Raw genomic sequence first — 17,990 nt, 5'->3', positions numbered from 1 at the left:
AGTATATCTCATGAAGACCTACGAAATAAATCTATTAATTCACCCGCACATCCTTAAAGTAACTGCGGAAGATCGAAGCAGTTTTTTCCAGTTTTTGGGCATTGGGTGGATTTACATCCTTCAGCTTGTATTCCATGCCAAGAGCTTCCCACTTATGAACGCCTAATTGGTGATAAGGCAGGATTTCCACACGCTCAATGGTTTTATAATTCTTGAAATGGTTTCCAAGTTCATGGAGATGTTCCTCCTGGTCACTCCAGCCGGGAACGAGAACATACCTTAACCACATAGGCTTTCCTGTAGATTCCCGGTGTGCGGCAACCTTAAAGGTGCTGGTATTTGATAATCCGGTGAGCTTTTTGTGCCATTCATTATTGAAATGCTTTACATCCAGCATTAGCAGGTCTGTCACCTCCAGCAGGTCTTTTGCATGTTGATCTATAAGTCGGCCGTTAGAATCGAGTACAGTGTTTATTCCTTCCTCGTGCAGCCTGTCAAACAGTTTTTTAAGAATTGTACGCTGTAAAAGGGGTTCTCCACCCGAAACTGTTACTCCCCCGGCTTTCCTGAAATAAGGCTTCTGTTTTACAGCACGGTTTACTAATTCTTCGATATCCAGGAAATGGCCTCCCCTAACATCCATAGTATCGGGATTGGCGCAATAAAGGCATCGAAACTGACATCCCTGTACGAAGATCACCATTCTTATTCCGGGACCGTCATGAGTTCCGAAAGATTCTATGGAATGTACCCTAAGCTGTTGGGAAGTTGGGGAATTCAACTGTGCTACTTCCTGAGGGATCAATAAACCGTCCTTTATCATGTCAAATTCTTTTATGAAAATTAATAAAAAAACATCAGGAGATCTCGTTTGGGGGAAGGCGAAAATCTCCTGATGCTCAATTAAAAACAAAAACTCAAATCTACATTCTTTCGTGGAAGGTCCTTGCGATCACTTCCAGCTGGTGTGCTTTTGAGAGCCTGATGAAATTCACCGCGTAACCTGAAACTCTTATAGTCAACTGAGGATAATTTTCGGGATGTTCATAGGCATCCATTAAAGTTTCACGATTTAGCACGTTAACGTTGAGATGATGCCCGGCTAGTCCAAAATACGCATCCAGTAAACCTACCAGGTTCTCGACTTGTGCTTCCCTGTCACTACCAAGAGATTTTGGAACAATAGAGAAAGTATTGGAAATTCCGTCCTGCGCATCCCGGTAATCCAGTTTTGCTACAGAGTTCATGGAGGCTATAGCTCCATGTTCATCGCGGCCGTGCATTGGGTTTGCTCCGGGAGCAAAAGCTTCGCCTGCTTTTCTGCCATCGGGGGTGGCTCCGGTTTTCTTGCCGTACATCACATTGGAGGTGATGGTGAGCAGAGAAAGTGTAGAGAAGGCATTCTTATAACATTTGTGTTTAGCCAGTTCCTGTGAAAAGAAACGGGTAATCTCACGGGCTATTTCATCTACTCTCTCATCGTCATTTCCAAACTTGGGATAATCTCCTTCCACTTCAAAGTCTACAGTAAGACCTTCTTCGTTTCGGATGGCTTTGACTTTTCCGTATTTTATTGCTGAAAGGGAATCGGCAATGATAGAAATTCCTGCAATTCCATAAGCCATTTCAATCCCCGGATCTGAATCTACAAATGCAAGTTGTGCTTTCTCATAGTAATATTTGTCGTGCATGTAGTGAATGATGTTCATGGTTTTGGAGTATACCCTGGCCACTTCAACCATTGACTTTTTAAAATTTGACATTACCTCATCGTAATTCAAATATTCATCTTCCATAGAAGGAATACCTTCCAGTAAAGTCTGACCAGAGTTCTCTTCCCGCCCTTCATTAAGAGCCATTAAAAGGGTCTTTGGCAGGTTCACCCTTGCTCCAAAGAACTGGATACGTTTCCCAAGTTCCTGGTAAGAAACACAACATGCAATTCCGTAGTCATCAGAGCCTCTTACGAGCCTCATTAAGTCATCATTTTCGTACTGAATGGAAGAAGTGTCTATGGAAACCTGTGCACAGAATTCCTTGAAACCTTCAGGCAGGTCCTGTGACCATAGCACCGTAAGGTTGGGTTCCGGTGAAGCACCAAGGTTATAAAGCGTTTGCAGAAATCTGAAAGAGGTTTTAGATACTTTTGTTCTTCCATCGTTGAATTGTCCGCCAATAGCTTCGGTCACCCAGGTAGGGTCTCCCCCAAAGATCTCATCATAAGCTTCAGGACGAAGGTGGCGTACCATTCTAAGTTTCATTACGAACTGGTCAATGAATTCCTGGGCCTCCTCTTCGGTAATAAAACCTTCAGCAAGATCTCTTTCGATAAAGATATCCAGGAAGGAAGAAACATTCCCAAGAGACATGGCTGCTCCATCCTGCTCTTTAACCGCGGCAAGATAGGCCATGTAAACCCATTGTACAGCTTCACGGGAATTTTGTGCCGGCCTGCTAAGATCGAGCCCGTACATGCTGCCCATTTTTTTGATGTCTTTAAGAGCAATGATCTGGTCTGTGATCTCTTCACGAAGACGAATTTTGTGTTCTGTCATTTCGCCGTCCACCAGTCGTTTATCCTCTTCTTTAGCTTCGATAAGACGATCAATTCCGTAGAGGGCGAGACGGCGGTAATCTCCAATGATCCTTCCGCGGGCATAATTATCGGGTAAGCCGGTAAGTATTCCCTGGGAACGATAATTTCTTATCTCGTCATCGTATGCAGCAAACACAGCGTTGTTATGGTCTTTGGTATAATCAAAGATCTCCTTAACACGCTGTGTTACCTGCTGACCTTTTTCGGCCACAGCTCCTTCTACCACACGAATTCCGCCAAAAGGCTTCATGGCTCTTTTTAAAAGCTCATCGGTTTGCAAACCTACAATTACCTCGAGGTCCTTATTAATATATCCAGGCCCATGACTGGTAATACCTGAAATCGTTTCTGTGTCAATAGCTCTACAGCCATTCCTATCCCTCTCCTCTTTCATAGCCTGAAGGCATATTCTCCACAGTTCTTTTGTTCTTTCTGTGGCCCCAACAAGGAAAGAAGCGTCTCCGTAATATGGACTTACATTTAATGTCACAAAATCCCTGACATCGATCGTTTTGTTCCAGGCTCCTTCGCGAAGCGCAAGTACTTCTTGAGATAGGTTAAGCATAGTTTTTGTTTTTAGCTGAAGAGAATTCTCCAGTATATTAAAAGATTCTCTTCTGTTTAATTTCTACGCAAATTACCGACAGAAATCCATCTGTTAACATGACGAAAATCATAATTTACGCCGGCCAGAACCTAAGAAATATTTTCAAACGTTTTAGTTAATAAATAACTTTCAAAGATTGATCCTGAAGGTTTTGACCACAGAATTAAAGAGCTCTCACCAGGAAATTATACTTGTGAAAAAGAGCAAAAAAAGGAGCGGTTTCCCGCTCCTTTAGGTAATTTATTTATTGAACAGTTAGGTTTCCACAGGTTCCAAAATGGGAGAGGCCGGCTCTGCCGAAATACTCTTGTTTGTATTGAATTCTCTAAGCTTTTTGATATCAATCCGGATGAGGAAAGAAAAGATCAAAGCAACGACAAGCAAGCCGGCAAAAAAGTATAAAGTAACATTGTAGTTATCGGATATTGTTCGGGTCCAGGCTGCAAACAATGGACCTGCCATTCCTGCTGCTGCCCATGCAGTTAGAATGTAGCCATGAATAGCTCCGAGCTGTTTGGTCCCAAAGACATCACCAATATAGGCAGGGATAGTAGCGAACCCACCTCCGTAACAGGATAGGATTAGAAATATGAGCCCCTGGAAAACAAGTGCATTTGAAACAGTGGGAAGCAAAAAGAAAGCTACCACCTGAATGGAGAAAAAGATGGTGTACATCATGGGTCTTCCAATAAAATCTGATAAGCTCGCCCACCCAATGCGTCCCACTCCATTAAACTATCCCATAATCCCCACCATTGTTGCCGCTGCTACAACTGTCATGCCTGCATATTCCTGCGCCATAGGGGAAGCAACAGAGATAATTGCAATTCCGCAGGAAATATTGATGAAAAGCATAAGCCACAAATACCAGAAGCGCTTTGTCTTCACAGCTTCATTTGCTGTTAACTGAGAAAGATCCTGTTGCACCTTTTTCTTCCCTGAAGCTGCGGCAGCATGAAAACCTTCCGGTACCCACCCTTTAGGTGGCGGCGCAAGATATAAAGAGGAAAGAAGTATGATGATGAAATAAACGCTTCCCATGATAAAGAACGTATTGGCGATTCCTACTACATCTATAAGATAAACTATCACCGGACTACTAATAAGCGCAGCAAAACCAAAGCCCATTATGGCAAGACCTGTAGCCAGTCCACGTTTATCGGGGAACCATTTTACCAGGGTGGATACCGGGGTAATATATCCTAACCCAAGACCTATACCTCCAAAGACGCCATAAAAAAGATAGAGCAGGTAAATAGATTCAAGATAAATAGCCAAACCGGAACCGGCGATACCGATCCCAAAGAAGATTGCAGCTAACAGCCCAGATTTTCGTGGACCTTTCTTTTCAAGATAATGCCCAAGGAAAGCCGCTGAAATTCCCAAAAAGAAAATTGCGAGACTAAAAGTGAATTGAGTATCGGCAAGTTCCCATCCAAATTGCTGGATCAAAGGTTTTGTAAAAACACTCCAGGCATAAACAGAACCAATGGAAATATGGATACCAACTGCAGATGCGGCTATAAGCCACCTGTTTTTTATTTTTCCCATGAGAGAAAGATTTGAAGTAATTAGAAAAGACAAAATAATACTACCCGCATGAGGAAAAATATGATGAACGTCAGTTAGAGAAAAATGCTCTAAATAATGGCAGAAATAGTTCCTTTTAAAAGCTTTTCAGTGAAAAACCTTTAAATTTACCGTCTTTAATCAAAACCACAATAATGATCCCAGAGGAAGAGAATCACGATCATAAATTACCTGGCTTATACTCAAAAACCTTAATTCTTATTTTTGCCATTCTTTTCTCCACCATTTTTGCAGCTGCTCTTCTGGTCGTAAATCTCAGGATCCTTGGAAAGAAAAAAGAAGCCGGATGGGTATTGCTGTTTGGGATTGTGTATATTATTGCCACTGCACTAGTAATGCAGGCTTTTAGCCTCTCCCCCTCCATGACCATTATAGCAAATGTTATTGGTGCCGCTATTTTAAATGAGTTCTTCTGGAATAAATTTATTGGGAGCGACTTTCCCTATAAAAAGAAAAGCTGGATCAAGCCCATTTTAATTTCGGTGGGAATTGCTTTGGTGTTTTTCATGTTGCTGATGGGAAGCATGTGAAGTTAGTGGTTAGTGGTCAGTGATCAGTGGCTACACGATTTTTTACCCAAAGAGGTTCCAGATAGTTCTTTCGTGATTGGTTTTCTCAATACAAATCCATTCCTGCTAGCGCAAAAAAAATTCCAATTTACAAGCACCAAATTCCAAAAAGGTAAGTGAAAATGGTTGTTCTGCGATGATCAGCGGAATCTGCGGGAAACTTTTTCAATTAGATCTTCTTCACGGTCTTGACGAAACATTGGCGGTCCGTCCTTGCATAAAATTTCATAGCCCATCATGAGATTTTCACAACACTTTTCTTAATGCTCTTCTTTTGTCTCTTTATGTTTTGTGTGAAACCTTTTATAAGACCTGCATTATTTAAACTGAAAAAATAAGCTTAATTTTAAAACATGAGGTCCAACAAAGAGACCATGTGCTTTTTTAAGCCCTTACTGAGGCTGTTGCTCCTCCTGGCTTCCGTATCCTTTCAGCCTTATTATCCGGACACCGTTGCTGCTATTGCTCAAACCGAATGGGTAGGAGAGAAATCGACACCAAAAAAGGGGAAAACAGCAGGTTTTTTTGGCATTCTTTTCAGGTGCAGATTTCCAGAGGTCCCGCTACATCGCTTCTGATTTTTCTGTAATACTTAAATCGGAGGAACAACTGCTGCAGCTGAGACAAAATCTTCAGAATTTCAACTACACCAATTACAAAAATTCTCTCCAAAAATGCCATTTTAGGGCACTTATAAAAATTTCTACTGAAGTTCCTCTTTTTTCTGAACCGGTTTAGAAGAAACGATTTCCGCTGAACAACCCGGCAGCGGATAAACCTTCAATTCAGAATAAATGAGCAACTTTAAGAGGATGCTGCGGCTTTTCTCGCTGCTGACATTCATGCTGCTGGCGGCTATAGGCGTTAGTATTGGCGGTGGAATTCCCATCCCTGTAGCGAGAAAGGAAGACCGCATCGAAACCAAGACCGAAAGGCAGGATGAAGATGAAGCAGACGAAGAAGAGCAGGATATCTTCAAATACTAAAAGAAAAAACCTTCCCGTATGGAAGGTTTGTTCTTTTCAAAAGTGCCATTTTAGACAGCTAATAAATTCTTTCGCTCCTGCTTTGACATTTTATAATAACGTACAATGGCAATTACAGTTATGGCCAGCAGAATTCCGGTCATCCAGTAAACCCATTGCGGAATAGGAACAGGATCTCCCGAAGCATAAGAATGTAAGCCAGAGAGATAATAATTTACACCAAAGGAGGTCATAATAATTGATGAAAAAGCCCATAGACTTGCGATGTTTAGCACCAGGGAATTTTTTAATTTGGGAATAAGCCTCAGGTGTAAAACAAAAGCATAAACCATGATTGAAATCAAGGCCCAGGTTTCTTTTGGATCCCATGCCCAATAGCGGCCCCAGCTTTCGTTCGCCCAAACTCCTCCTAAAAAGGTTCCTACTGCTAAAAGGAATAGCCCTATAGTAATGGACATTTCGTTCACCATGCTCAATTCCTGCATACTTTTCCACCATTTTGCTGAAGGTTTCAGAGGTTTGAAAATCAACAATAGTAAACTTAAAAGTGCCAGTAAAGCTGCCAGTGCCAGCGGGGCGTATCCGCTTACAATTACTGCCACATGTATCTTTAGCCAGTATGAATGTAATACAGGCATAAGGTTCGTGATCTCGGGATTAAGCCAATCCAGGAAGGCCACAAAGAGCAGGGTCCCGGAGAACAAGATTCCGAGCGGTACTGTAAAATGTGATTTTTTCTCAAAGATCAATCCGAAGAGGAGAATACACCAGGCGACAAAAACCAGCATCTCAAAGCCGTCACTCCAGGGAGCACGGCCTGCGATGTACCAGCGCAGTCCAAGATGAATGGTAAACAGGGCCAATCCGGCCCACGCCACCGCGAGACCTCCAATCCAGGTATAGCGTACCCATTTTGGCTGGGAAAATAATTTTATGATTGCCAGTATTAACATGACCGTTCCAAGGATCCAGAATATTCCAAAGAGTCGGTTTCCAAGATTCAGTTTGTTATATAAGATTTCAATATTTAATTTATCCTCTCCAGGATGAACCTCTGCTCCCGCCTTTTCCTGAAACAAACGTATATAAGAAAGCACTTCACTTGCTTCTCCATAATTTCCCGAAGCGATCCCTTTATTGAGTGCAGACAGGTATATGGGCGTTATACTTCTTACGAACAGCGCATCCTCTTCATCAAATCCCATGTTGTGCTGGTTGGCGGCAAACCAGGTATTATTTTCGTCCAGCCTGTTGGGAAATAGCTTGAGGAAATCCCCTCTCAGTATGGCATAGAAAATATTAAAGCGTTCGTCCACCTTTAATAATTCTTTATCTGCCTCATTCCTTTCTGAAGGTTTGAGCCTGTTAGCCTCCTCTACCATTCCCTGCAGGCGATATTTCCCATCGGGATCAATTAATTCCTGAAAACTAATACTTTGTACCGGAGCATGTCCCAGGGTTTCAAAAATCGCTGCCCCCTTTTTCTCATCTACCTTGATCAATGGTAGCGCACTAAATCTACCGGGATCAAGCTGCACGGCAAGTAAAAATTGTTCGGCGGTAAGGGTGATCTCTCCTTCCGGTTGTTCAATGCTGATGGTAGAACGGCCACTTAATTTCCTGGTGATCTCATTAGCCAGAGTATTGAGAGGCTTCATTCGTCCATCCAGATCCTGAACCACAAGATTACCATAAGCCTCGGCCTGTGAAAGTGGCACTACTGCCTGTCTTACATCGGGCACCTGCCCGTGTCCGTAGACACTTACCCCCAAAAAAAGAGAAAGGAGTATGGCCAGTAGCGTAAGAGCAGTTGCTTTTGGAATCCTAAAGCCGGGCATCACTTCATTTTCCGGGACAGACTTTTCTTCAGAAGTTTTAATACCACCAGGTAATTTCGGCCCTTTTTCGTTCAGCGTTTTGATCCTGCGGTTAAGAATACTAAATCTACTGCCCTTCACGAAGAAGGTAAAGAACATTCCAATGGTGAGCAAAGTATAGGATAAATAGGTGATGTAAGTCCCGGGACGATCCTGACTCACGGAAAGCACTGTTCCTTTTTCATCGGTATCATAAGAAGCCTGGTAAAAGCGGTAGCCTTTATGATCAAGTACATTATTCATATAGACCCTGTATGGAAAACTTGAGGCCTCATTAATCACCTGCAATTCACTGGCATAGCTGGAAGGACTCTGGCTACCGGGATATCTTTCCAGTTCAAAGGCGCGAAGTTTTAGTGCAAAGGGTAAAACCTCTTCTCTGGGACCAAAAGCAAGTGTATATTTCTCCCCTTCTGCAAAGAATACGTGCTTTTGTGTTTCTCTGTTTACTATAGGGGTATAAGTGCTCAACAATTCTTTTCCATTTCCATCTTCCACTTCTAACCTTACCATACTTGGAAGCTCTTCTGCTATCGCTTCATCCTCTTCGGCAAAGTACACAAGCTGCCTGCCCTCATAGATCCCTTGGATTAAAAATGCCGAACTGTCTGCCTGATAAAGATGTCTTATTTGAAGCGGAGAAACCTCTCCCGCTCTTAGCACTCCCATAGCCTGGGTGGTCATCTCTACCACATGCATATTGCCTTCACTGGAGATCATCCATTCCCCATTTTCCTTAAAAACTTTTATATTTCCCGGTCCCTCCTTGGAAGTAGACAGCATCATTTTTCCAAACGGAAGATCTTCTCCCACCGGAATGAGGTGATCTTCCCGGTCTGCCCCAAATGCAAGGGCAATATCTACCAGGGTATCTTTTCCGGGAAGATATTCTTCCCGTGCTCCTTTGACATATCTATCGAGAGAAACCTTAAAAGTTTTATCATTAAGAGTAGCAGTTACCGTTTGAGGTTCAAAATCATAGGAACTTATTTCAAGAGGTTTCTCAAACCGCAGATTGTGTCCTTCCATTTTGGCTTCACTTAACTGCAGATACTTATCTGCCGAGAAATAGGTGTGTTTTGTTTCTCCTTCCCTAATATGGATAATCCCCTCATTACTGAAGTACCTGGTAACTCCGGCGCCCAGGATCATGAGCACAAAAGCAATGTGAAATACCCCCAGAGGCCAGCGTTTTTTTGTAAATAATTTGTATTTCCCAATATGGGCAATAAAATTTATGGCAAGCCATACCATAATTACTTCAAACCACCAGGCTTCATATACAAGTTCGCGGGCTACGGACGTACCATGATCATTTTCAATGAAAGTGGCTGCTGCCATTGCACCTGCAAAAGCAATAATGAGTAAAAAAGACACTTTCGTGGACAACAGAATTTTTCCTATTTTCATCACAGGCAATTTTTAAATATCAACGGCAGAGGAACTGCCAAAAATTTTCATAAAAAAGGCCGGCCTGAAAATTCCGGTAACTGTTATCTTCAGGCCGGCCGGCAACTACAAACTTTATATTTATCTACTACTTACCCTCTTTACGGGCAAGGTTTTAGCTTCCCTTTCCTTACCTTCCTTGATCCAGTGAGGAATTACTTCCCGTAAAAATTTCTCCTTGGTTTCCAGTTCTTCAGGCATATCTAATCCTATGTAGTTTTGAAGTATATCCTTATCATTTAGATTGGGCATGTCAACAGGTTCAATTTGCCCAAGTTCCGCGAGTACTCGTGTGAGTTCAATACGAGCCTGCTGGATCTTTCCGGTAGCAGAAGTAACAATCCTGCTGGTTTCAAGCGGCGCATGAAAAGCTGCTCCGTGAGAGGCTACAGAGAAGTCCCAACGCCACTGGGCATGTCTTATTTTAAGGAGGATATCTTCCATTTGTTCTTCTGTAGCTCCAAGTTCCCAGGCTCTTTTTGCTTCTATATGTGCCTTTGCAAGCTGTATTTGCAAATACCCCGTTCCTTCCTTGATCTTACGTTGACGCTCATAAACATCGGTAATTAAGTCTTCTTTATCTTCCCGGTGACACACAAAACATGAATTTTCAACATTAGAAAGGGGAGAACCTATATGGTGGTCTGTGAATTTTTGACCGCCTTCCGTTTTGTACGGCATATGACAATCTGCACAGGACACTCCTCTTTTGGCATGTACTCCCATTGAGAAAATTTCATAATCGGGGTGCTGAGCTTTTATCATAGGTGTCCTGCTTAATGGGTGTACCCAATCTGCAAATTCGATATTGTCGTAATATTCTTCCATGGCTTCTACTGTTAGCCCACCGTCCCATGGAAACTTAAGGTAAGCTGCTCCTTCTTTGCCGGGTAAATCCTTAGCGAAGTAATATTCCACGTGGCATTGTGCACAAACAAGGGAACGCATTTCCTGATGTGAGACATCACTAATATTTTTATCCATTGCCTCAAAAGCCTCAACAAGAGCCGGGCGGGTAATGGTAAGGTTCATGGTTTCACTATCATGGCAGTCTGCACAACCAATTGGGTTGATCATTTCACTCCCAAAATCGGACAATTTATGGCTGTAAAATTCAGTTACACCTATTTCATCCATAAGCCTTGGCACATCTGTACTTTTACAGGTCCAGCAAGTGCTGGGCATGGGACCTTCGCCTTTATCCCATGGAGAACCAATTCTGGCAGTAGCCCGTATGTCTGTTAAAGCGTGCGCATGACCCCGTGGCTGATTATAATCCTTACCAAAAGCATATCCTGCCCAAAGGATCACAAGTTCGGGTTGATCATCCAGAACATCGGCAAAACCACTGGTACTGTACAACCCCCTAAATGTGGTATCGGCTGTTTTTTTATAGGATTGGTACTGTCGTGGATAATTAAGTCCCCACACAGAATCCCGGGGTTCAATACCCTCAATCTCTACCTTTGGCTGATAAGCAAAACGTGCTTCAGCTCTCCTGTCCATGATGGTATATTCAAGCATCGCCAGGAGGAAAACGGCTATAACAGTTACTATAAAAATGATCCAGTTTTTCATAAGTCTAAGGTTAGTATCTAAACATAAAGGCGATTAATATCAATTGGGAGTGGTTGGTTGTAATGAAGGAACAGTATCCTGCTCCTCCTCTTCGGCTATGTAATCCTTGAGCCAGGAAGGAATTACATCCCTGTCTTCGGGCACATGCATCTCTACAGGTTCTATCTGGTATCCTACTGCCGAAAGGCTCTTTACGCGGCCGTGAGGCACCTCCCGGTGACATTCCCAGCAGGTGCGGTCTGTCCTGTGAAAATCGTGATTGTCTACCGTTGCCATGAGCTTAGGATCTGTAATACGTGTATCATGGCAGCGAATACAGTTGTTCTGAATCACTTCTGCAGAAGTTTCCCTGGCTACGATCACTTCAGGTTCTGCTCTAAGGGTAAAAATGGTAGAATGATAAAGGCCATCCATGGCCTTGAAATAATATTGGTTAAAGACATTGTCCTGCGGCACGTGACAATCGTTGCAGCTGGCTACCTCCCGGTGAGAACTTTTGTTCCAGGTGAGGTATTGAGGCACCATCACATGACAGTTAATACAGGCTTTTGGATCATCGGAAAGGTAAGAAGTGGCATTACTAAGCTTTAACACGTAAAACCCGAGGCCAAGGAAAGCCCCCATTGATAAGGCCGCAGCTAACCCCCACTTTTTGGGAGGCAAAAGACGACGGAATAAAGACTTCTTTCTGGAAGGTTTGGTCATAACCTCACTATTTTACCATGTAAAAGTATATTCAACTCAAAATTTATAACATGATACTTGTCATATTCCGAAAAGAATTCTGAAATTTTTTAATGTTCTTTTCTATGAGTATTAAAAGAAGCCTCACAATTTAACTGCAGATACAATCTGAAGCCGATTTATACAGATAAGGAATTACCGCGAAGAACAGAATGATAACTCCGGAAGTGTGCAGCAACAAAGAAAAAATACCTCTTAATAGTGCCACTTTTGGCACCGCTTCTGCGGAAGCTCTGCTTTCTGAAAAACCCCCAGGAACAATTTTTATTTAATTTTACACGAAGTACCGGGAAGCTTTTCCTGCCATATTGAGGAAAGTTAATTACCTGTAAAGCACTTACAAATGAGCAATATTTTAATTACAGGAGCCACCGGAAATATAGGTTCTGAAGTCATCCGGTATCTCTTTGAGCAAAACACCCAAAACAGGATCATTGCAGGGGTGCGGAATATCGACAGGGCCAAAAGGATCTTTCAGAAATACCCGCAACTCGATTACGTTCCCTTTGATTTTGAAGACCCCGAAACTTTTGATAATGCTCTTACCGGAATTGACAGGGTCTTCCTCTTGCGCCCGCCACACCTCTCTAATGTAGATAAACACTTCAGACCTTTAATTAATTTGATGCTCAAAAAGGGTATTTTGGAGATCGTATTTTTATCAGTTCAGGGAGCTGAAAAAAGTAAAGTTATTCCGCATAACAAGATGGAACGGCTAATCATAGAAAACGGCCTTAACTACATCTTCCTCCGCCCCTCCTATTTTATGCAGAACCTTACCACCACCCTTCTTGATGACATTCAACAAAAGCGGGAGATTATTCTGCCTGCAGGAGATGCGAAATTCAACTGGATCGATATTGATAATATAGCTGAGGTGGGAGCCATTGTACTGGATAATTTCCAGAATTATAAAAACAGAATTCTGGAGATCACCGGAAAGGAGAATCTGAATTTTAAAGAGATAAGTTCTATAATGAACAATAATCTAAATCACCCCATTAGCTACAGGAATGTGAATCCGCTGAAATTCTTCAGGGTTAAAAAAAGAGAGGGAATGCCAACGGGAATGATCCTGGTAATGATCATGCTGCATTTTCTGCCCCGCTTTCAGAAAGAACCGCCAATCTCCAATGTCTATGAGCAGCTCACAGGCAGGAAACCGACGAAGCTTGAGGATTTTATAGAGAGAGAAAAGGGGCTTTTCGAAAAATCCTGAGGCATCTCAAAAAAGCCCTTTTCTGCAGTTATTTACTCCACCAAATTTGGAACATCGATAAGCGGCCCAAAGAACAGCGCATTAAAAAACAGTTTGTTTGTACCATACCAGGTCCCCCTGAAGTTAGGATTATCAACAAAAGAGATCACTCTTCCCGCACCCAGACCATGAACAAAAATGGAGGCCGTACCCGGTAATTTCTCCAGGTTCTCTTCTGAAATGTATCCGCTCACCAACGGGTTTCCTTTATACACCGCCACTGTGCTGTAAGGATTTTCCGCCGGATTAACGAACAGGTTGCTGTTGCGGTAAACGAGAAGTTCCCTGTCTTTATATCCAAAACCGAGGGGATGACTTGTATCCAGATCTGTGCGGTAAATGGATCCTCCAATTAATTTAGAACCTTCTCTTTCGGCTGCACTGGCGAAGTCAAACCGTTGCTTTTTTATTTCCTCCTTAGCAAGGCTGTCTTTTTTAATGATAAGATCTTCGGGAAGCAGGCCTTTTTCCGCAGCCCATTTAACGGCGCCTTTCTGAACAATCAGCGTTCCTCCCTGCTCTACCCAGGTCTTGATCTTTTCTACCTCTTTTTCCTTCAGCAGGCCGTAACTTCCGTTGACCATGATCAATTCATTGTAATTCTGAAGTTTTATACGATTGAAATCCAGTAAGTCGACCTTTGGAAGCGGCATGTTCAATTTGCTGTCCAGCAGGTGCCATACTTCTCCCGCTTCATAAAGGGAAACTCCTTCCCCAACGAGCATTAAAGGTTTGGGTTTTATAATTTTTTCAAAATTCCCGCTGCCCAAATCAATTCCGGTGCTGCTGAGTCCGCTGCTTACAGCTTCTATCTCGATCTGATGTTCCTGGGCCAGCCCCTTCAGGAGTTTATGAATTTCTGCTGAAGGCATCTTTTGCATAACCACCGGTACCAGAATGCTTCCGTAGCTGAATTCCTTAAGTCCGTTTTCCGTTTCCAGACTCAGGGGTTTAAATGCAGTTTTGGTGATGAGATCATGCTTCAGAAGCTCCTGAAGCACCGCCGGTGCATTATAATTCTCCCAGTTAAAAATGTACGCGTAATTACTTTTTTCAACCGGAAACTCTTCCGCCTTTAAAAAAGTGGAATCGATTTGCTGCCCAAGGTTCACATTCCGAAGCTGCCGGGAATTCAGTGGTGAGGTCGGCAAGCCGTAAGCATGTACCATAGACCAGGCAGTTGTATCGTAAAACAGACTGTCGTGGAATTTGGTGATTGTATCAAACATGGTGGCCACCATCCTGAACTGCGGCTGCTCTCCCGGAACTATAAAGGAATTTGCTGCGGAAAAATTCTTTTTTCCGGCCTTTACATCCCCGCCGGCTTCATAGACCCTGATCTTGTGCCTTAACAGGAGATCCATAAAAGCTTTCGCGCGATTAGGGTCTCCACCATCCGAAAATACATATCCCTTTGCAGAATGCTCCTGCGCCTGCTCAATGGCCGATTCAAAGAAATCCTTCTGGTGACGCAGGAAAATATCCTTGTTCTCTACCGTAGCCTTAAGCGTGGCCAGGCTGTTCACCAAATGATTGCGAATGGTGAAGGCAAAAGAGACATCGCCATGAATACTTTCCTGCAGGTGCCCGCGGGAACTCGCCTGTTCAAAAACAAGCCCCAGCCCACCCTGAATATCGGGATAGGTAGAACCGTAACCGGGATAGGAATTATCAAAGACTTCTTTGGTGAAGTACAGAGATCCGATCTCATCCATTGCATCAGCAAAATAAGGAGCCAGCAGATTATTCAGCTGATCGTAATTCTCCCTCGGAATGATAGGATTTTCTGAACCATGAGGTTTTGTAGGTTCAAAAAAATAGGTGCTGTTGGTGCCCATTTCATGGAAATCGGTCACCACATTTGGATACCATTTATGGTAAAAATCAAGACGGGCTTTGCTTTCCACGTGTACCAGGGGCAGCCAGTCGCGGTTAAGATCAAACCAGTAATGATTTACCCTTCCGCCCGGCCAGGCTTCGTTGTGTTCCCGGTCAAGAGGATCGGCCACCGGCGGAAAACCGCGGTGCATATTGGCCCAGGTGGTATGCCGGTCCCTTCCGTCGGGATTGAGTACAGGCTCTACAAAGATCACTGCTTTCTCCAGATATTCCAGCACTTCGGGATCTTCTGAAGCAGTGAGATACCAGGCGGTGAGCATAGCTGCTTCACTGCTGGAAGGTTCATTCCCGTGGACGTTATATCCCAGCTGAATGATCACCGGCATCTCCTCAAAGGAAGAGATGGAAGCTGAAGGTTCTGTCAGCCGCAAATGCTCCTGTCTTATGTTTTCCAGGTTGTTGTAATTTTCAGGGCTGGTAATGGTCGCAACGATCATTGGCCTTTGTTCATAGGTCTGACCTATTTCCTGAATATGCACCCTGTCTGACTTCTCTGCCAGCTCATAGAAATAGGCTACGAGGCGGTCATGTCGGGTGTGGAAATCGCCTATGCCGTAGCCCAGGAATTCTTCGGGGGTGGGAATATTGGGATCAAAACTAGATTTATCCGGAAAGAAATAATCCTGCTGCGCAGCGGCAGGTATGCTGAACAGGAACAAAAGACTCAATAATAACAGAAGGGGAAATCGCATAGGGACTGGTTTTTTACTACGGCCTAAGATATTGATAAAAAATAATTATGAAAGGATTTCCAACCGGGCTTCGGAAAATTTCCGGGGTAAATAATACAGAGGCAAATCCTATCTTTACTCCTGTTATGATCAACGAGCAATATTTTGAGGAATTTCCGCAGCTGCAAACGGAGAGACTTCTGCTTCGGAAGCAGGAGCTGAAAGATGCGCCCCACCTGCAGCAATCGCGATCCAATGCGCAGGTGATGCGGTATATGGATTCAGACGCTCATGATGATGTCCAAACTTCCGAAGCCTTTATCCTCAAAAATCCGAAAGCTTATGAAAGGAAGAAAGGTTTTTTCTGGGTAATAACCTCAGCTGAAACCGGGAATTATTTAGGGGATATCATCCTGCGGAATATCGACAGGACCAACGTCCGGGCCGAGATAGGCTATACGCTTATGCCCGACTTCTGGGGCCGCGGCTATATGAAAGAAGCCATGCGTGCGGTGATCGAATTTGGGTTTAAGGATCTGCAGCTCCACAGCATTGAAGCCAACATCAACCCCAACAACACCACCTCCCGCGAACTCCTGCTTAAAATGGGTTTTGTGAAGGAAGCTTATTTCAGGGAGAATTATTACTACAACGGCAAATTTCTTGACAGTGAGATCTATTCTTTGCTGAAAAGGGATTTTATACAGGGATAAAAATTTCACACTAAGCGCACAAAGGCAAAAAATTAAGAACACGAAGAAATTTACCTCCCATTGAATTTGGTGCTTGTAATTTGGAATTTATTTCCCATTATCTTCAAATCTTCAAATCACCACATCTTCAAATCTGTTTTTTCAAAAGACCAGTTCATCACTTCTAACCTGATTTCTATCATTTTTTAAAACCATATCTCTTAATAATTTCGAAATTATTCCAACGGCTAAACATTTTGATTTATGAAACGCATTTTTATTTTAATCTTACTTTTACCTCTCATTTCCTGTAAAAACAATGAAAAAAAGACCTTAGACGAATTGGACGAGAATGAGTATCAACTTTTAACTGATGCACAAACTTTCTTTCAACCGCTCTCTACTGTTGAAATGGAAGAACCGGATTCCAATGAGGTGAAGCTGGGGAAGCATTTATTCTACGACACGCGATTATCAGGAGAGGGAAATATCAGCTGTAATTCCTGTCATAACATGGAAACATTTGGAGTGGATAACAAAAGATTTTCTCCCGGAGATGTGGAAGGAACCTTTGGAAATCGTAATTCACCTACTGTACTCTATGCTGCTTTGCATAAAATGCAATTCTGGGATGGTCGCGCCGAAACTCTGGAAGAGCAGGCCATGGGACCCATTTTAAATCCGGTGGAACACAATATTAAGGACGAAGAACAACTGGTGAATCGCCTGAAAGAAGTTGAACTCTACCGGGAAATGTTTTCGAAAGCCTATGGGGAGGAGGGAATTACGTTTCAGAATGTAGCCAACGCAATTGGTGCTTTTGAAAAGACCCTGATGCCCGAAAGCCGTTTTGACAGGTATCTGGAAGGAGATGAAACAGCTCTTAATGAAAGGGAGAAAAGAGGCCTTGGATTTATCGATGCCGGTTGTATTACCTGCCACAGCGGAGTTGCTATGGGAGGGCAAATGTTTCAGAAATTTGGTTTGTATGAAGATTACTGGAAGCATACAGAATCGGAAACCATTGATTTAGGTTTATATGAGATCAGCCAGAATGAGATGGAAAAATATTTCTTTAAAGTACCCGGATTACGCAATATTGAACATACCTATCCCTATTTTCACGACGGCTCGGTAGAAAGTTTACACAGAGCGGTTGAAATAATGGCAGAACTGCAAACAGCCAATGACCTGTCTGAAAGTGAAGTCGACGACATAGTAGCTTATTTAAAAAGCCTTTCAGCCGATGTTCGTGAAGAGGTAAAACAGTCTCCTTTTGAGTAGAGAGACGTCCTGGTTAAAAGATCAGGGATCTAATATAATATCGTTATCACATAAATTAATGCCCTTTAAAATGTTATTTTGAAGGGCTTTTATTTTGCGACCGGGATAGCGCAGCTTCGACCTGGTCAAACCTCCACTACCGTCCACGGCGGACTATTTTCACACTAAGCGCACAGAGACAAAAAAGGAG

Annotated in this window: 13 protein-coding genes; 5 read left to right on the top strand and 8 right to left on the bottom strand. The window is 43.0% G+C overall.

Going from position 1 to position 17,990, the window contains the following annotated elements; translation table 11 throughout:
- Positions 1-34: 34 nt before the first annotated feature.
- The 4 genes from pflA to H148_RS18820 all read right to left on the bottom strand — a co-directional run bounded on the left by pflA (position 35) and on the right by H148_RS18820 (position 4,754).
- Positions 35-823, bottom strand: coding sequence for a pyruvate formate-lyase-activating protein (pflA, locus tag H148_RS0106905; protein ID WP_083961603.1), 789 nt, complete (start codon positions 821-823; stop codon positions 35-37).
- A 100-nt stretch (positions 824-923) separates the two neighbouring features.
- Complete coding sequence (gene pflB, locus H148_RS0106900; protein ID WP_029034150.1) at positions 924-3,161, bottom strand: formate C-acetyltransferase; 2,238 nt, start codon at positions 3,159-3,161, stop codon at positions 924-926.
- 297 nt (positions 3,162-3,458) lie between these two features.
- On the bottom strand, positions 3,459-3,929 hold the full coding sequence (locus H148_RS18825) for an MFS transporter (protein ID WP_245583395.1): 471 nt from the start codon (positions 3,927-3,929) through the stop codon (positions 3,459-3,461).
- Positions 3,930-3,938: 9 nt separating this feature from the next.
- A complete protein-coding gene (locus tag H148_RS18820) occupies positions 3,939-4,754 on the bottom strand; it encodes an OFA family MFS transporter (protein ID WP_245583394.1) in 816 nt (271 codons plus the stop codon).
- Between the two features lie 173 nt (positions 4,755-4,927).
- Here H148_RS18820 and H148_RS17385 point away from each other — a divergent pair, with 173 nt between their 5' ends.
- Together H148_RS17385 and H148_RS18590 are read left to right on the top strand one after the other, a co-directional pair.
- Positions 4,928-5,323, top strand: a complete 396-nt coding sequence (locus tag H148_RS17385; protein WP_051286255.1) for a hypothetical protein — start codon at positions 4,928-4,930, stop codon at positions 5,321-5,323.
- A gap of 833 nt (positions 5,324-6,156) precedes the next feature.
- Positions 6,157-6,348 carry a hypothetical protein gene (locus H148_RS18590; RefSeq protein WP_156877219.1) on the top strand — a complete coding sequence of 64 codons (192 nt, stop codon included), beginning with the start codon at positions 6,157-6,159 and terminating at the stop codon, positions 6,346-6,348.
- Positions 6,349-6,398: 50 nt separating this feature from the next.
- On the opposite strand, the gene H148_RS0106870 is transcribed toward H148_RS18590, so the two are convergent.
- The 3 genes from H148_RS0106870 to nrfH all read right to left on the bottom strand — a co-directional run bounded on the left by H148_RS0106870 (position 6,399) and on the right by nrfH (position 11,957).
- Positions 6,399-9,635: a cytochrome c biogenesis protein gene (locus H148_RS0106870; RefSeq protein ID WP_037324719.1), complete on the bottom strand. Its 3,237-nt coding sequence runs from the start codon at positions 9,633-9,635 to the stop codon at positions 6,399-6,401.
- A gap of 120 nt (positions 9,636-9,755) precedes the next feature.
- Positions 9,756-11,252 (bottom strand): ammonia-forming cytochrome c nitrite reductase, encoded by a 1,497-nt coding sequence (nrfA, locus tag H148_RS0106865; protein WP_029034148.1) that lies wholly within the window; start codon positions 11,250-11,252, stop codon positions 9,756-9,758.
- A gap of 39 nt (positions 11,253-11,291) precedes the next feature.
- On the bottom strand, positions 11,292-11,957 hold the full coding sequence (gene nrfH / locus H148_RS0106860) for a cytochrome c nitrite reductase small subunit (RefSeq protein ID WP_029034147.1): 666 nt from the start codon (positions 11,955-11,957) through the stop codon (positions 11,292-11,294).
- A 382-nt stretch (positions 11,958-12,339) separates the two neighbouring features.
- On the opposite strand from nrfH, the gene H148_RS0106850 reads away from it, so the two are divergent.
- Complete coding sequence (locus tag H148_RS0106850; protein WP_029034146.1) at positions 12,340-13,215, top strand: NmrA family NAD(P)-binding protein; 876 nt, start codon at positions 12,340-12,342, stop codon at positions 13,213-13,215.
- A 32-nt stretch (positions 13,216-13,247) separates the two neighbouring features.
- Here H148_RS0106850 and H148_RS0106845 read toward each other — a convergent pair whose 3' ends face one another.
- Positions 13,248-15,845: a M14 metallopeptidase family protein gene (locus tag H148_RS0106845; protein ID WP_029034145.1), complete on the bottom strand. Its 2,598-nt coding sequence runs from the start codon at positions 15,843-15,845 to the stop codon at positions 13,248-13,250.
- A gap of 47 nt (positions 15,846-15,892) precedes the next feature.
- Here H148_RS0106845 and H148_RS0106840 point away from each other — a divergent pair, with 47 nt between their 5' ends.
- Together H148_RS0106840 and H148_RS0106835 are read left to right on the top strand one after the other, a co-directional pair.
- Positions 15,893-16,537, top strand: coding sequence for a GNAT family N-acetyltransferase (locus tag H148_RS0106840; protein WP_245583393.1), 645 nt, complete (start codon positions 15,893-15,895; stop codon positions 16,535-16,537).
- A gap of 243 nt (positions 16,538-16,780) precedes the next feature.
- Positions 16,781-17,800 carry a cytochrome-c peroxidase gene (locus H148_RS0106835; protein ID WP_029034143.1) on the top strand — a complete coding sequence of 340 codons (1,020 nt, stop codon included), beginning with the start codon at positions 16,781-16,783 and terminating at the stop codon, positions 17,798-17,800.
- Positions 17,801-17,990 lie beyond the last annotated feature (190 nt).

The organism is Salinimicrobium terrae DSM 17865, from assembly GCF_000424665.1.
Taxonomy (GTDB): Bacteria; Bacteroidota; Bacteroidia; order Flavobacteriales; family Flavobacteriaceae; genus Salinimicrobium; species Salinimicrobium terrae.
The sequence above is the reverse complement of the archived record's forward strand: the minus strand, read 5'-3'. Positions and strand labels throughout refer to the sequence as shown.

Excerpts from the sequence above, each read along its gene's own strand:
- nrfH (WP_029034147.1), bottom strand. The coding sequence starts at position 11,957 with ATGACCAAACCTTCCAGAAAGAAGTCTTTATTCCGTCGTCTTTTGCCT.
- H148_RS0106850 (WP_029034146.1), top strand. The coding sequence starts at position 12,340 with ATGAGCAATATTTTAATTACAGGAGCCACCGGAAATATAGGTTCTGAA.
- H148_RS0106870 (WP_037324719.1), bottom strand. The coding sequence starts at position 9,635 with ATGAAAATAGGAAAAATTCTGTTGTCCACGAAAGTGTCTTTTTTACTC.
- pflB (WP_029034150.1), bottom strand. The coding sequence starts at position 3,161 with ATGCTTAACCTATCTCAAGAAGTACTTGCGCTTCGCGAAGGAGCCTGG.
- H148_RS0106840 (WP_245583393.1), top strand. The coding sequence starts at position 15,893 with ATGAAAGGATTTCCAACCGGGCTTCGGAAAATTTCCGGGGTAAATAAT.
- H148_RS0106835 (WP_029034143.1), top strand. The coding sequence starts at position 16,781 with ATGAAACGCATTTTTATTTTAATCTTACTTTTACCTCTCATTTCCTGT.
- H148_RS17385 (WP_051286255.1), top strand. The coding sequence starts at position 4,928 with ATGATCCCAGAGGAAGAGAATCACGATCATAAATTACCTGGCTTATAC.
- H148_RS18820 (WP_245583394.1), bottom strand. The coding sequence starts at position 4,754 with ATGGGAAAAATAAAAAACAGGTGGCTTATAGCCGCATCTGCAGTTGGT.
- H148_RS0106845 (WP_029034145.1), bottom strand. The coding sequence starts at position 15,845 with ATGCGATTTCCCCTTCTGTTATTATTGAGTCTTTTGTTCCTGTTCAGC.
- pflA (WP_083961603.1), bottom strand. The coding sequence starts at position 823 with ATGATAAAGGACGGTTTATTGATCCCTCAGGAAGTAGCACAGTTGAAT.
- H148_RS18590 (WP_156877219.1), top strand. The coding sequence starts at position 6,157 with ATGAGCAACTTTAAGAGGATGCTGCGGCTTTTCTCGCTGCTGACATTC.
- nrfA (WP_029034148.1), bottom strand. The coding sequence starts at position 11,252 with ATGAAAAACTGGATCATTTTTATAGTAACTGTTATAGCCGTTTTCCTC.